This window comes from Streptomyces sp. NPDC053048 (assembly GCF_044547045.1).
GTDB lineage: Bacteria > Actinomycetota > Actinomycetes > Streptomycetales > Streptomycetaceae > Streptomyces.
This window is the reverse complement of sequence record NZ_JBITZS010000010.1, coordinates 99,963-113,907: the sequence shown is the minus strand read 5'-3', so window position 1 is coordinate 113,907 and position 13,945 is coordinate 99,963. Positions and strand designations below refer to the sequence as shown.

Here is a 13,945-nt window from a genome sequence, read left to right as displayed (position 1 = left end):
CGGCAGTATGAACCGGTGAGCGAGCTTCCCGAATACGCCGAGCGGGTGCTGGCCGTCGCCGAGCTGATCCCGCCCGGGAGGGTGATGACCTACGGGGACGTCGCCGAATGGCTCGGCGAGGGCGGACCCCGCCAGGTGGGGCGCGTCATGGCCCTGTACGGCGGCGCCGTCCCCTGGTGGCGCGTCGTACGCGCCGACGGCGTGCCGCTGCCCGGCCACGAGCGGCGCGCCCTGGCCCGCTACCGCGCCGAGGGCACCCCGCTGCGCGAAGGCGACGCCCCGCGCATCGCCGTCGCCCGCGCCCGCTGGGACGGCGATGTGACTCCGCACACCTGATGCGACCCGCCGGCAGGACCGCCCCGGGACACCCGGGGGCCCCTGGCCCCAAGGCATTACCCGAACGGATGAGGTTGCCGCGGACCGCCGGCGACAGCCGGGACGCCCTGCGCCCCACCCGCCTCCTGGCGTAGCGTCGGGGACCGCCCTTCGCCCCGGCCCCCGGCTCAGCACGGACGGCCGCACGAGACCCCGCACCCCCACCAGGACCGGCAACCCACGTGAGCTCCTCCTCCGCCTCCCGCTCGGCGCACCAGCCCGCCACGGGCGCGTACCGTCTCGTACGCACCCCGCCGGGGCCGGTGACTCCTCCTGAGCTGGACGCGGCACAGCGCGCCGTGGTTGAGCACCGCCAGGGACCGCTGCTGGTGCTCGCCGGGCCCGGCACCGGCAAGACCACCACCCTCGTCGAAGCGGTCGCCGAACGGGTGCGGCGGGGCACCGACCCCGAGCGCATCCTCGTCCTGACCTTCAGCCGCAAGGCGGCCGTCGAACTGCGCGACCGGATGACGGCCCGGCTCGCCGGCGCCCACGCCCCGCAGGCCACCACCTTCCACTCCTACTGCTACGCCCTGGTGCGCGCCCACCAGGACGCCGACCTGTTCGCCGACCCGCTGCGCCTGCTGTCCGGACCCGAGCAGGACGTCATGGTCCGCGAACTGCTGGCCGGCGACGCCGAGCTCGAGCGCCAGGGCCGGACCCGCGTCCGCTGGCCCGACGAACTGCGCGCCTGCCTGACCACCCGCGGCTTCGCCGACGAGGTACGCGCCGTCCTGGCCCGCAGCCGCGAGCTGGGCCTGGGCCCACGGCAGCTCGCCGGCTTCGCCCACCGCATCGGCCGGCCCGACTGGCGCGCCGCCTCCGCCTTCCTCGCCGAATACCTCGACGTCCTCGACGCGCGCGGCGTCCTCGACTACGCCGAACTCGTCCACCGGGCCGTCCTCCTCGCCGAACGCGAGGAGACCGCCCGCGAACTCGGCCGCCGCTACGACGCCGTCTTCGTCGACGAGTACCAGGACACCGACGCCGCCCAGGTCCGGCTGCTGCGCGCACTGGCCGGCGGCGGCCGCACCCTGATCGCCCTCGGCGACCCCGACCAGTCCATCTACGCCTTCCGGGGCGCCGACGTGAACGGCATCCTCGACTTCCCCCACGCCTTCCCCCGCGCCGACGGCACCCCCGCACCCGTCGCCGTCCTGACCACCTCACGCCGCTCCGGCGCCGGCCTGCTGGCCGCCACCCGCCTGCTCACCCGCCGGATGCCCCTCACTCGCCTGCCCGCCGAAGCCGTACGCGCCCACCGCGACCTGGCCGCCGTGCGCGACGGCGGCCGCGTCGAGGCCTACACCTTCCCCACCGCCGGCGCCGAGACCGACAACATCGCCGACATCCTGCGCCGCGCCCACCTCGAGGACGGCCTCCCCTGGCACGAGATGTCCGTCCTCGTCCGCGCCGGCTCCCGCTCGATACCGGCCCTGCGGCGCGCCCTGACCTCCGCCGGCGTCCCCGTCGAGATCGACGGCGACGACGTCCCGCTGCGCCACGAACCGGCCGTCGCCCCCCTCCTGACCGCCCTGCGGGCCGTGGCCGAAGCGGCAGCCCGGCCGCACGACGCCGACGACCAGGCCCCCTGGCTGGACGCCGAGACCGCGCTCACCCTCCTCACCTCCCCCCTGGGCGGCATGGACGCCGCCGACCTGCGCCGCCTGGGCCGCGCCCTGAGGGAAGAGGAACGCGCCGCCGGCCAGGCCCTGCCACGCCCCTCCGACACCCTCATCGCCGAAGCACTCGCCGAGCCCCAGCGCCTGGCGGCGCACGACCCCGCCTATGCCCGCAGCGCACAGCGCCTGGGCGCCCTCCTGCGCACGGCCCGCGAGCTCCTCGCCACCGGCGGCACCGCCGAGGACGCCCTGTGGACCCTGTGGGACGGCACCCCCTGGCCCGGCCGCCTCCAGCGCGCCGCCCACCGGGGCGGCGCCGCCGGACGCAACGCCGACCGCGACCTCGACGCCCTGTGCGCCCTCTTCGAGACCGCCGCCCGCGCCGAGGAACGCACCGGCGGCCGCGGCGCCCTGAACTTCCTCGACGAGCTCGACGCCCAGGACATCGCCGCCGACACCCTCACCCGCAGACCCGTGCGCCCCGACGCCGTACGCCTGATGACCGCCCACCGCTCCAAGGGCCTGCAATGGCGGCTCGTGGTCGTCGCCGGCGTCCAGGAAGGACTGTGGCCCGACCTGCGCCGCCGCGGCTCCCTGCTGGAAGCCGACCGCATCGGCCGCGACGGCCTCGCCGAACCCCTCAGCCCCAAGGCCCTCCTCGCCGAGGAACGCCGCCTGTTCTACGTCGCCGCCACGCGCGCGTGCGAGCGCCTCGTCGTCACCGCCGTCAAAGCGGCCGCCGAGGACGGCGACCAGCCCTCCCGCTTCCTCACCGAGCTGGGCACCACACCCGTCGACATCACCCAGCGCCCCCGGCGCCCCCTGGCCGTCACCGCGCTCGTCGCCGAACTGCGCGCCACCACCGTCGACCCCACCGCCTCCGACACCCTCCGGGCCGCCGCCGCCCGGCGCCTCGCCCGGCTCGCCGCACTGCGCGACGACGAAGGCCAGCCCCTCGTCCCCGCCGCCCACCCCGACCGCTGGTGGGGCCTGGACGAGCCCACCCACAGCCACACCCCCCTGCGCGACCCCGAGGACCCCCTCGCCCTGTCCGGCTCCGCCCTCGGCAACCTCACCGGCACCGGCTGCTCCCTGCAGTGGTTCCTCGGCCGCGAGGTCAAGGCGGACGCCCCCGCCACCGCCGCCCAGGGCTTCGGCAACGTCGTGCACGTCCTCGCCGACGAGGTCGCCTCCGGCCGCACCCCCGCCGACCTCGCCGTCCTCATGGAGCGCCTGGAATCCGTCTGGGACTCGCTCGCCTTCGACGCCCCCTGGAAGTCCCAGCAGGAGAAGGACAACGCCCGCGCCGCCCTGGAACGCTTCCTGCGCTGGCACGTCATGGAACGCGGCCGCACCCCCGTCGCCACCGAGCACCCCTTCGACGTCACCCTCAAGGCCCAGCAGTACCTCGTCCGCATCCGCGGCTCCATGGACCGCGTCGAACACGACGCCGACGGCCGCGCCTACGTCGTCGACTTCAAGACCGGCAAGGGCGCCGTCTCCGCCGGCGACGTCGAACACCACCCCCAGCTCGCCGTCTACCAGCTCGCCGTCCAGGAAGGCGCCGTCGACGGCCTCTTCGACGGCCGGCGCCCCGCCCCCGGCGGCGCCGAGCTCGTCCAGCTGCGCCAGGGCGCCACCAGGAAGGAGGGCGGCGAGACGCTCCCCAAGGTCCAGGCACAGCGGCCCCCCGAGGGCGAATGGGTCGGCGAACTCCTCGCCGAGGCCGCCGGCCGCGTCCTCGAGGAACGCTTCACCCCGCGCCCCGGCCGGCACTGCTCGACCTGCTCGTTCCGCTCCTCCTGCACCGCCCGGCCCGAGGGCCGCCAGATCGTGGAATGACACGGTGGAACGACATGTCAGTGGCTCCCCCTAACGTTGACCGCGTGACCCCGCGCCTGACCGACCCCGAGCAGCTCAAGGAGCTCCTCGGCATCCCCTTCACCCCGGAGCAGACGGCCTGCATCACCGCGCCGCTCGCCCCGCAGGTCATCGTGGCCGGCGCCGGCTCCGGCAAGACCACCGTCATGGCCGCCCGCGTCGTCTGGCTCGTCGGCACCGGCCAGGTCGCCCCCGAACAGGTCCTCGGCCTCACCTTCACCAACAAGGCCGCCGGCGAACTGTCCGAACGCGTCCGCAAGGCACTCACCGCGGCGGGAATCGCCCCCGGCGAACACGACGAGGACAGCGGCAGCGAACCGCAGATCTCCACCTACCACGCCTTCGCCGGCCGCCTCCTGAAGGACCACGGCCTGCGCATCGGCCTCGAGCCCACCGCACGGCTGCTCGCCGACGCCACCCGCTTCCAGCTCGCCGCCCGCGTCCTGCGCGCCTCACCCGGCCCGCACCCCGCCCTCACCCGCTCCTTCACGGACCTCGTCGCCGACCTCCTCGCCCTCGACGGCGAACTGTCCGAACACCTCGTACCCCCCACCCGGCTGCGCGCCCACCACCACCAGCTGCTCAGCACCCTCGAGAGCGCCCGGCTCACCAACGACGAACTACGCAAAACCCCCGGAACGGCCCGCGCCCGCCTCGAACTCCTCGAGCTGGTCGAGGCCTACCGGCGCGAGAAGAAGACCCGCGACCTCCTCGACTTCGGCGACCAGATCGCCCTCTCCGCCGAACTCGCCCGCACCCGGCCCGAAACAGGCCGCATCCTGCGCGAGGAATTCGCCGTCGTCCTCCTCGACGAATACCAGGACACCTCCGTCGCCCAGCGCCTCCTGCTCGCCGGCCTCTTCGGCGACGGCACCGGCCACGCCGTCACCGCCGTCGGCGACCCCTGCCAGGCCATCTACGGCTGGCGCGGCGCCTCCGTCGCCAACCTCGACGACTTCCCCCGCCACTTCCCCCACACCGACGGCACCCCCGCCCGCCGCTACACCCTCAGCGAGAACCGCCGCAGCGGCGGCCGCCTCCTCGACCTCGCCAACGACCTGGCCGCCCCCCTGCGCGCCCGCCACGAAGGCGTCGAAGCCCTGCGCCCCGCCCCCGGCGCCGAACGCGACGGCACCGTCCGCTGCGCCCTGCTGCCCACACACGCCGAAGAACTCGACTGGCTCGCCGACTCCCTCGCCCACCTCGTCCGCACCGGAACCAACCCCGGCGACATCGCCGTCCTGTGCCGCACGGCCACCGACTTCGCCGAGATCCAGGGCGCCCTCGTCCAACGGGACGTCCCCGTCGAGGTCGTCGGCCTCTCCGGCCTCATCCACCTCCCCGAGGTCGCCGACCTCATCGCCGTCTGCGAAGTCCTGCACGACCCCACCGCCAACGCCTCCCTCGTCCGCCTCCTGACCGGCCCCCGCTGGCGCGTCGGCGCCCGCGACCTGGCCCTGCTGGGCCGCCGCGCCCGCACCCTGGTGCCCTACGCCGGCACGGGCACCGACCCCGACCGCCGCCTGGCCGAGGCCGTCGAAGGCGTCGACCCGGCCGAAGTGATCTCCCTGGCCGATGCCCTCGACACCTTCCTCATCGCCGACGCCACCGACGACGGCCTGCCCTTCTCGGCCGAAGCCCGCGTCCGCTTCGCCCGCCTCGCCGCCGAACTGCGCGACCTGCGCCGCGCCCTGGCCGACCCGCTGATGGACGTCCTGCACCGCGTCCTGGCCACCACCGGCCTCGAGGTCGAGCTCTCCGCGTCCCCGCACGCCCTGGCCGCCCGCCGCCGCGAGACGCTCTCGCAGTTCCTGGACATCGCCGCGGGCTTCGCCGCCCTCGACGGCGAGGCGACCCTGCCGGCCTTCCTGGGCTTCCTGCGCACGGCGGCCCAGTACGAGAAGGGCCTCGACAGCTCACTGCCGGGCGGCGAGAACACCGTCAAGATCCTCACCGCGCACAAGTCCAAGGGCCTCGAATGGGACGTGGTCGCGGTCCCCGGCCTGGTGGCGAAGACGTTCCCCAGCGAGCAGTCCCGGGAGTCGTGGACCGCCCAGCCGAAGGTCCTCCCGCATGTCCTGCGCGGCGACGCCGACACCCTGCCGGACGTCACGTCGTGGGACAGCAAGGGCCTGACGGCGTTCAAGAACGCGATGAAGGCCCACCAGCACACCGAGGAACTCCGCCTCGGCTACGTCACCTTCACCCGCCCCCGCTCCCTTCTCCTGGGCTCCGGCCACTGGTGGGGCCCGAGCCAGAAGCGCCCGCGCGGCCCGTCCGAGTTCCTCGACGCCCTGCGCGAGCACTGCGAGGCGGGCCACGGCGAGATCGAGGCCTGGGCGGACGCCCCGGAGGAAGGCGACGCGAACCCGTCGCTGGCGGAATCCGCCACGGACCACACCTGGCCCCTGCCCCTGGACCCGGACTCCCTGACCCGCCGCCGCGAGGCGGCGGAGGCGGTGCGGGGGTATCTGGCCGGCGACGAGGAGGAGTACGAGTTCGCCGAGGCGTCGCAGGAGGACCGGGCGGAGGAGGAGTGGGAGGACCTGACGGACTGGGATGCCCTGCCGACGACCCGCCCCACGGACCACGCACACGAGGCGCCGGCCGGCCCCACTCCGGAGGAGACCCGCACCATGGCCTCCTGGGACCGCGACCTCGACGCCCTCGCCGGCGAGCTGAGGCGCGCCCGCGCCACCATCCGCGAGGTCGCCGTCCCCGCCACCCTCAGCGCCTCCCAGCTCGTCCAGCTGGCCGCGGACCCCGACGCCTTCGCCCGCGACCTGGCCCGCCCCATGCCCCGCCGCCCCCAGCCCGCGGCCCGCAGGGGCACCCGCTTCCACGCGTGGGTGGAGTCCCGCTTCGAGGCCCTCCCGCTGCCCCTCCTCGGCCCCGACGAACTGCCCGGCGGCCCGGAGGACGACCCGGAGATCGCCGACGAGCGCGACCTGGCCGCACTCAAGGAGGCCTTCGAGCGAACGTCCTACGCCCGCCGCACGCCGTACCGGGTGGAGGCGCCGTTCCAGCTCACCCTCGCGGGCCGAGTGATCAGAGGCCGCATTGACGCGGTTTACCGGCTGAGGCCGAGCGACACCTCGCCAGGCGCCATCACCTACGAGATCGTCGACTGGAAGACCAACCGGACCCAGGACGCCGACCCCCTCCAGCTGGCGATCTACCGACTGGCCTGGGCCGAACAGCACGGCCTGCCCGTGTCGTCCGTCACGGCCGCCTTCGTCTACGTACGCGACGGCGAGACCGTCCGGCCCCCCGATCTGCCCGACAGGGCAGGGCTCGAACGCATCCTCCTGGGGGAGGCGGACGCGTCCTCCCCGTAGGCGGGGTGTGACGAAACCCGGTCCCGGTCACACCACGTGTACGGATAGGCTCGAGGTCATGAGCAGCACCCCGGACAGCGCCGTCCGCACGTACATCGACGCCCATCGCGCCGCCTTCCTCGACGACCTCGCCGAGTGGCTGCGCATCCCGTCCGTGTCGGCCGACCCGGCGCGCGCGTCCGATGTGCGCCGCAGCGCGGACTGGCTGGCGGCGAAGCTCAAGGAGACGGGCTTCCCGACGGTCGAGATCTGGGAAACCGGCCTCCAGGAAACCGGCGCCTCCGGCGCCGAAGGCGCCCCCGGTGCACCCGCCGTCTTCGCCGAATGGCGATCCGGCGACGACAACGCCCCCACCGTCCTGGTCTACGGCCACCACGACGTCCAGCCCGCCGCCCGCGAGGACGGCTGGCACACCGACCCGTTCGAGCCCACGACGGTCGACGGCAGGCTGTACGCGCGTGGTGCCGCCGACGACAAGGGCCAGGTGTTCTTCCACACCCTGGGCGTCCGCGCCCACCTGGCGGCGACCGGCCGTACCGCCCCCGCTGTCAACCTCAAGCTGCTGATCGAGGGCGAGGAGGAGTCGGGCTCGCCGAACTTCCCCGCCCTCGTCCAGGCCCGTGCCGACCGTCTCGCCTGCGACGCCGTGATCGTCTCCGACACCGGCATGTGGTCCGAGGACACCCCGACCGTGTGCACCGGCATGCGCGGCCTCACCGACTGCCAGATCGACCTGTACGGCCCCGACCAGGACATCCACTCCGGCTCCTTCGGCGGCGCGGTGCCCAACCCCGCCATGGAGGCGGCCCGCCTGGCCGCGGCGCTGCACGACGAGGACCTGCGCGTGACGGTCCCCGGCTTCTACGACGGCATCGTCGAGCTGACCGGCACCGAGCGCGAGCTTTTCGCCGAGCTGCCCTTCGACGAGCGGCGCTGGCTGCGCGCGGCGCACTCGCACGGTGCCGCGGGCGAGTCCGGCTACTCGACGCTGGAGCGCGTCTGGGCCCGTCCCACCGCCGAGGTGAACGGCATCGGCGGCGGCTACCAGGGCCCCGGTGGCAAGACGATCGTGCCGTCGTCCGCCCAGCTCAAGCTGTCCTTCCGGCTCGTGGCCGGCCAGGACGCCGACCGCATCCAGCAAGCCGTGCGCGAGTGGGTGGCCGCCCGGCTGCCGGAGGGCATCCGGCACGAGGTGACGTTCTGGGGCGCGACACGCCCCTGCCTGACGCCGCTGGACCACCCGTACCTGCGGTCCCTCACCCGGGCCATGGGCCGCGCCTTCGGGCAGAAGATCCGCTACACGCGCGAGGGCGGCTCTGGCCCCGCCGCCGACCTGCAGGACGTGCTGGGCGTCCCGGTGCTCTTCCTCGGCATCTCGGTGCCGTCGGACGGCTGGCACGCGCCGAACGAGAAGGTCGAACTGGACCTCCTCATGAAGGGCGTGGAGACCACCGCGTACCTGTGGGACGACCTGGCACGGACCGCCGCGGACACGCCCGCCGCGGAGACGCCCGCCGCCCGATGACGCGGGCCGGGCAGACCACCATTCGTAGGGGGAGTTGGAAGCAGCTGTGACCACCTGGACCGAATTCGCCGCCGAACGGCCGATCACGCTCAGCGGCGCGAGCGGAATCGACCGTGCCGCCCACCACCGCCTGGACGAGGCGTGGCTCTCCGCGGCGTGGAGCCACCCCTCGACGCGCGTCTTCGTGGTCTCCGGCGGCCAGGCGCTGGTCGACGACACCCCCGACGGGCGCACCGAACTGGTGATGACGCCCGCCTTCGAGGCACCGGTCACCGAGACGCACCGCTACTTCCTGGGCCAGGACGAGGACGGCGTCGCCTACTTCGCCCTCCAGAAGGACGCGCTGCCCGGCCGCATGGACCAGTCCGCGCGCCCGGCCGGGCTGCGCGAGGCGGGCCTGCTGCTCTCCCCGCGCGACGCGGGTCTGCTCGTGCACGCCGTCGCCCTGGAGAACTGGCAGCGCCTGCACCGCTTCTGCTCGCGCTGCGGCGAGCGCACGGTCATCGCGGCGGCGGGCCACATCCGCCGCTGCCCGGCCTGCGGCGCCGAGCACTACCCGCGCACCGACCCCGCAGTGATCATGCTGGTGACGGACGAGCAGGACCGCGCGCTGCTGGGCCGCCAGATGCACTGGCCGGAGGGCCGCTTCTCGACGCTCGCGGGCTTCGTGGAGCCGGGCGAGTCCATCGAGCAGGCGGTACGCCGCGAGGTCGCCGAGGAGGCGGGCGTGGTCGTCGGCGAGGTGGAGTACGTCGCCAGCCAGCCGTGGCCCTTCCCCTCCAGCCTGATGCTGGGCTTCGTGGCCCGCGCCACGTCCGCGGACATCCAGGTGGACGGGGAGGAGATCCACGAGGCGCGCTGGTTCTCGCGGGACGAGCTGCGGGCCGCGTTCAAGACCGGGGAGGTCCTGCCTCCCACCGGCATCTCGATCGCGGCCCGCCTGGTCGAGCTCTGGTACGGCGAAGAACTGCCGTAACGGAACCGGCACGACCGGTCCCGCACCCGGCTCAGACGCCGATCTTGGCCTTGACCTGGGCCAGCGAGGGGTTGGTGAGCGTGGAGCCGTCCGCGAAGAGAACGGTGGGAACCGTCTGGTTGCCACCGTTCGCCTTCTCCACGAAGGCCGCCGAGTCGGCGTCGAGCTCGATGTTGATCTCGTTGTACGTGATGCCCTCGCGGTCCATCTGGCTCTTCAGGCGGCGGCAGTAGCCGCACCAGGTGGTGCTGTACATCGTCACGCTGCTCGACATGCGACCCGCGCTCCTTTTCCTCTGTTTCCTCAGTGATATTCCGGAAGTAGAACGCGCACCCATCCACAGCCATTCCCATAAGTCGTATCAGTACGACCGCAGGGTCCCGTCTGTGGACGACGTTCCCGGTCGCCCCCGCGAACCTGGCAGCATGGCGGGGTGACAGCAGCAACGCACTCCACCCTCTTCCCGCAGGTGCCGGCCTCCGCCGACGCGGTGCTCGACGGGCTCGACCCCGAGCAGCGCGAGGTGGCCACGGCCCTCAGCGGACCGGTGTGCGTGCTGGCCGGAGCCGGTACGGGCAAGACGCGCGCGATCACCCACCGTATCGCGTACGGGGTGCGGTCCGGCGTGCTGCAGCCCGCCAGTGTGCTCGCCGTCACCTTCACCAACCGCGCCGCCGGCGAGATGCGCGGCCGGCTGCGACAGCTCGGCGCGGGCGGCGTCCAGGCCCGCACGTTCCACTCGGCCGCCCTGCGCCAGCTGCAGTACTTCTGGCCCAAGGCCGTCGGCGGCGACATGCCGCGCCTGCTGGAACGCAAGGTGCAGCTCGTCGCGGAGGCCGCCGCCCGCTGCCGGGTCCGGCTCGACCGCAACGAGCTGCGTGACCTGACCGGCGAGATCGAATGGGCCAAGGTCACCCAGACCGTCCCCGAGGACTACCCGGCCGCCGCCGCCAAATGCGGCCGCGAGGCTCCCCGCGACCCCGCCGAGATCGCCCGGATCTACGGCATGTACGAACAGCTCAAGCGCGAGCGCGGCACCATCGACTTCGAGGACGTCCTGCTGCTGACCGTGGGCGTCCTCCAGGACCGGCACGACATCGCCGAAACCGTCCGCCGCCAGTACCAGCACTTCGTCGTCGACGAGTACCAGGACGTCAGCCCCCTCCAGCAGCGCCTGCTCGAGCTGTGGCTGGGCGACCGGGACAATCTGTGCGTCGTCGGCGACGCCAGCCAGACCATCTACTCCTTCACCGGCGCCACCCCCGACCACCTGCTGAACTTCCGCACCCGCCACCCGCACGCCACCGTCGTCAAGCTCGTCCGCGACTACCGCTCCACCCCCCAGGTGGTGCACCTGGCGAACGGCCTGCTCGCCCAGGCCCGCGGCAGAGCCGCCGAGCACCGCCTCGAGCTGATCTCCCAGCGCGGGCCGGGCCCCGAGCCCGTCTACGGCGAGTACCCCGACGAGCCCGCCGAGGCCGAGGGCACCGCCCGGCGCGTCAGGGAACTCATCGCCGCCGGCACGCCCGCCAGCGAGATCGCCATCCTCTACCGGATCAACGCCCAGTCCGAGGTCTACGAGCAGGCCCTCGCCGACGCCGGCGTGCCCTACCAGCTGCGCGGCGCCGAGCGGTTCTTCGAGCGCCCCGAGGTCCGCGAGGCCGGGCTGCTGCTGCGCGGCGCCGCACGCGCCGGTGGGCACTCCGACCCCCAGCTGGCCGGCGCCGAGGACGTGCCGTCCCAGGTACGGGCCGTGCTGAGCACCCGCGGCTGGACGCCCGAGCCCCCGGCGGGCTCCGGCGCGGTCCGCGACCGCTGGGAATCGCTGGCGGCCCTGGTCCGGCTCGCCGAGGACTTCGTCCGGGCCCGCCCGGACGCCGGCCTCGCCGACCTCGTGGCCGAGCTGGACGAACGGGCGAGCGCCCAGCACGCGCCCACGGTCGAGGGTGTGACCCTCGCCTCACTGCACGCCGCCAAGGGCCTGGAGTGGGACGCCGTCTTCCTGGTCGGCCTCGCCGAGGGCATGATGCCGATCACCTACGCCAAGACCGACGAACAGGTGGAGGAGGAGCGAAGGCTCCTCTATGTGGGCGTCACCCGGGCCAGGGTGCACCTGTCCCTGTCCTGGGCGCTGTCCCGCACCCCCGGCGGCCGGCCCTCCCGGCGGCCCACCCGCTTCCTGAACGGGCTGCGGCCGGGCTCGGCCGCCCCCCGCCCCGGTTCCCCCGGCTTCGCCGGCGCAGGCCGGCCGGGCGGCATCGAGCGCGGAGCCGCCCGCGGCCGGCGCGGCCCGGCACGCTGCAGGGTCTGCGGGCGGACCCTGACCGACGCGGGCGAGATCAAGCTGATGCGCTGCGAGGACTGCCCCTCGGAGCTGGACGAGGCCCTGTACGAGCGGCTGCGGGACTGGCGGGCCGAGCAGGCCCGCCGACTCGGCCAGCCCGCCTACTGCGTCTTCACCGACAAGACGCTCCTCGCGATCGCCGAGGCCGTACCGGGAACCGAATCGGAGCTTGCGAGCATCTCTGGAGTGGGAGGACGAAAGCTCGGCAGGTTCGGAGCGGACGTTCTCGCCCTGTGCGCAGGCCAGGAGCCGGCCTCGGAAGAGGTGTCCCAGGACACCTCCGAAGAATCTCCGGAAAAATAGTTTGCGCGCGCGGACGGCCTACCCATAGCCTTCCGAGCAGGGAACGACGGCTCTGCGGTACTACCGGGATTCGTTGGATCCGTGCTGTACTGAACCGAAGACATGGACCGGTTTCGACCGGTCCCCGAGACGCCGAGAGGAGGCGGAGACAATGATCAGCTTTATCGCCAGCAACAAAATGACCGATCGCCAGATCGGCTCCGCCGCCATGCTCGGCTCCACCATCGGCTCCTTCCAGGGCACCGGTCTGTCCGGCGCCGCCATCCGGCTGGAACAGCGACCGACGAAGGCGTCCGAGGTAAAGGCAGCAGCAGCGGCACAGGCCCAGGCCTATGCCCCGGCAGCGGCGGCCAATGGCGCCGGATCCCCGAACGCAGCGCAGCACCACCTTCCCAAGACGTGGGCCTTCCGTGGGCTCAAACCCTGGAGAGATCCAGCCTGATCGGACGATCAGGTCGGCACCTTCCAGGGCCGCGGAACCCACACCGGGATCCGCGGCCCTTTTGTTTGCCCCCAAGCCTGGGGAAACCAGCCCGGCCACCAGCCGGAACAACAGACGAGGACATAGAGACCGTGCAACTCAAGGCACACACCCCGTCAGCGACCGACCTGATCCCCCCGCCTGTCCCCACGGAGGACACCTTGACCCCCCTCTCCCCGCTCACCACCCTCACCGACCTCGACGACGCGATCGAGAGCCTCGGCGGATCCGTACCCTGCCGCAGCTATGACCCGGAGGTCTTCTTCGCCGAGTCCCCGGCCGACGTCGAGTACGCCAAGTCGCTGTGCCAGACCTGCCCGCTGCGCGCGGCCTGCCTGGCCGGTGCCCAGGACCGCCGCGAGCCGTGGGGCGTCTGGGGCGGCGAGCTGTTCGTCCAGGGCGTGGTCGTGGCCCGCAAGCGCCCCCGCGGTCGCCCGCGCAAGAACCCGGTCACCGCATGAGCACCGCCGGCACCATCGACCGCCCCACGACGTACGACCCCAAGAAGCAGGACCCGACGATGCAGCGCCCGTCCGAGCCGTTCGGCTCCCACGCCCCCCGCCACACCGCCGGCACGACCGCCTCGCGCCAGAACAGGAACCTCGAAATGCAACTCATCCCAGAAGCCCTGGCCAGGGCCCATATGGAAGACCGGCTGAGGGAGGCCGAGTCCCAACGGACCGCCGTGCGGCTCGCCGCCGCCCGGCGGATGCAGCGCCGCGCCGAGCGCGCCTCGCTGCGCGCCCGCCGAGCCTTGGCCATGGCCGTAATGCAGTGAACGCCCGCGGGGCCGGTCCGAACGGACCGGCCCCGCGCCGCCTTGGGTGCGCCACCCGCACCCGGCCCGTTCTCGGAGATATCGTCTGGGAGTGGACCGGAAGACGCATAAGCCAGTGCAGTTGAACCCAGAGGCCACCGAGACCCCCGAGCCCATCACCTGTGCCCGCTGCGGAACCCAGGCCCCCGGCGGCACACCGCCGCCGACCTGGATCTGCTCCGTCGAGAACGGCAGCCGCCGCTACTTCTGCGACGACTGCGCCCGCGCCAACATCAGATCCATCGAGGGCCGGCTCGACTCCGCCTGGTGGTGAGGGGGGCCT

At 73.5% G+C, this 13,945-nt stretch carries 11 protein-coding genes; 10 read left to right on the top strand and 1 reads right to left on the bottom strand.

The genetic code is table 11. The features are described from left to right. Nucleotides 1–15: 15 nt before the first annotated feature. The 5 genes from ACIG36_RS26315 (at nt 16) to nudC (ending at nt 9,717) form a co-directional block, all read left to right on the top strand. Nucleotides 16–336, top strand: coding sequence for an MGMT family protein (locus ACIG36_RS26315; RefSeq protein ID WP_399932601.1), 321 nt, complete (start codon nt 16–18; stop codon nt 334–336). Between the two features lie 221 nt (nt 337–557). Next, nucleotides 558–3,839, top strand: coding sequence for an ATP-dependent helicase (locus tag ACIG36_RS26310; RefSeq protein ID WP_399932599.1), 3,282 nt, complete (start codon nt 558–560; stop codon nt 3,837–3,839). A 44-nt stretch (nt 3,840–3,883) separates the two neighbouring features. Further along, entirely contained in the window at nt 3,884–7,216 is a 3,333-nt protein-coding gene (locus ACIG36_RS26305) for a UvrD-helicase domain-containing protein (RefSeq protein ID WP_399932596.1), read from the top strand. A 58-nt stretch (nt 7,217–7,274) separates the two neighbouring features. Next, nucleotides 7,275–8,741 carry a dipeptidase gene (locus ACIG36_RS26300; protein ID WP_399932593.1) on the top strand — a complete coding sequence of 489 codons (1,467 nt, stop codon included), beginning with the start codon at nt 7,275–7,277 and terminating at the stop codon, nt 8,739–8,741. Nucleotides 8,742–8,787: 46 nt separating this feature from the next. Beyond that, nucleotides 8,788–9,717, top strand: coding sequence for an NAD(+) diphosphatase (nudC, locus tag ACIG36_RS26295; protein WP_399932589.1), 930 nt, complete (start codon nt 8,788–8,790; stop codon nt 9,715–9,717). A gap of 31 nt (nt 9,718–9,748) precedes the next feature. On the opposite strand, the gene ACIG36_RS26290 is transcribed toward nudC, so the two are convergent. Next, entirely contained in the window at nt 9,749–9,991 is a 243-nt protein-coding gene (locus ACIG36_RS26290) for a mycoredoxin (protein WP_190063366.1), read from the bottom strand. A 159-nt stretch (nt 9,992–10,150) separates the two neighbouring features. Here ACIG36_RS26290 and ACIG36_RS26285 point away from each other — a divergent pair, with 159 nt between their 5' ends. The 5 genes from ACIG36_RS26285 (at nt 10,151) to ACIG36_RS26265 (ending at nt 13,936) form a co-directional block, all read left to right on the top strand. Beyond that, on the top strand, nt 10,151–12,364 hold the full coding sequence (locus ACIG36_RS26285; RefSeq protein ID WP_399932586.1) for an ATP-dependent DNA helicase UvrD2: 2,214 nt from the start codon (nt 10,151–10,153) through the stop codon (nt 12,362–12,364). A gap of 151 nt (nt 12,365–12,515) precedes the next feature. Next, on the top strand, nt 12,516–12,806 hold the full coding sequence (locus ACIG36_RS26280) for a hypothetical protein (RefSeq protein ID WP_399932583.1): 291 nt from the start codon (nt 12,516–12,518) through the stop codon (nt 12,804–12,806). A gap of 131 nt (nt 12,807–12,937) precedes the next feature. After that, the gene (locus tag ACIG36_RS26275; RefSeq protein WP_399932581.1) at nt 12,938–13,306 is read left to right on the top strand and encodes a WhiB family transcriptional regulator; all 369 of its coding nucleotides are present in this window, start codon (nt 12,938–12,940) and stop codon (nt 13,304–13,306) included. Continuing rightward, nucleotides 13,303–13,623 carry a hypothetical protein gene (locus ACIG36_RS26270; protein ID WP_399932579.1) on the top strand — a complete coding sequence of 107 codons (321 nt, stop codon included), beginning with the start codon at nt 13,303–13,305 and terminating at the stop codon, nt 13,621–13,623. The genes ACIG36_RS26275 and ACIG36_RS26270 overlap by 4 nt, the downstream gene beginning before the upstream one ends. A gap of 115 nt (nt 13,624–13,738) precedes the next feature. Then, nucleotides 13,739–13,936: a hypothetical protein gene (locus tag ACIG36_RS26265; protein WP_399932576.1), complete on the top strand. Its 198-nt coding sequence runs from the start codon at nt 13,739–13,741 to the stop codon at nt 13,934–13,936. Nucleotides 13,937–13,945: the final 9 nt, after the last annotated feature.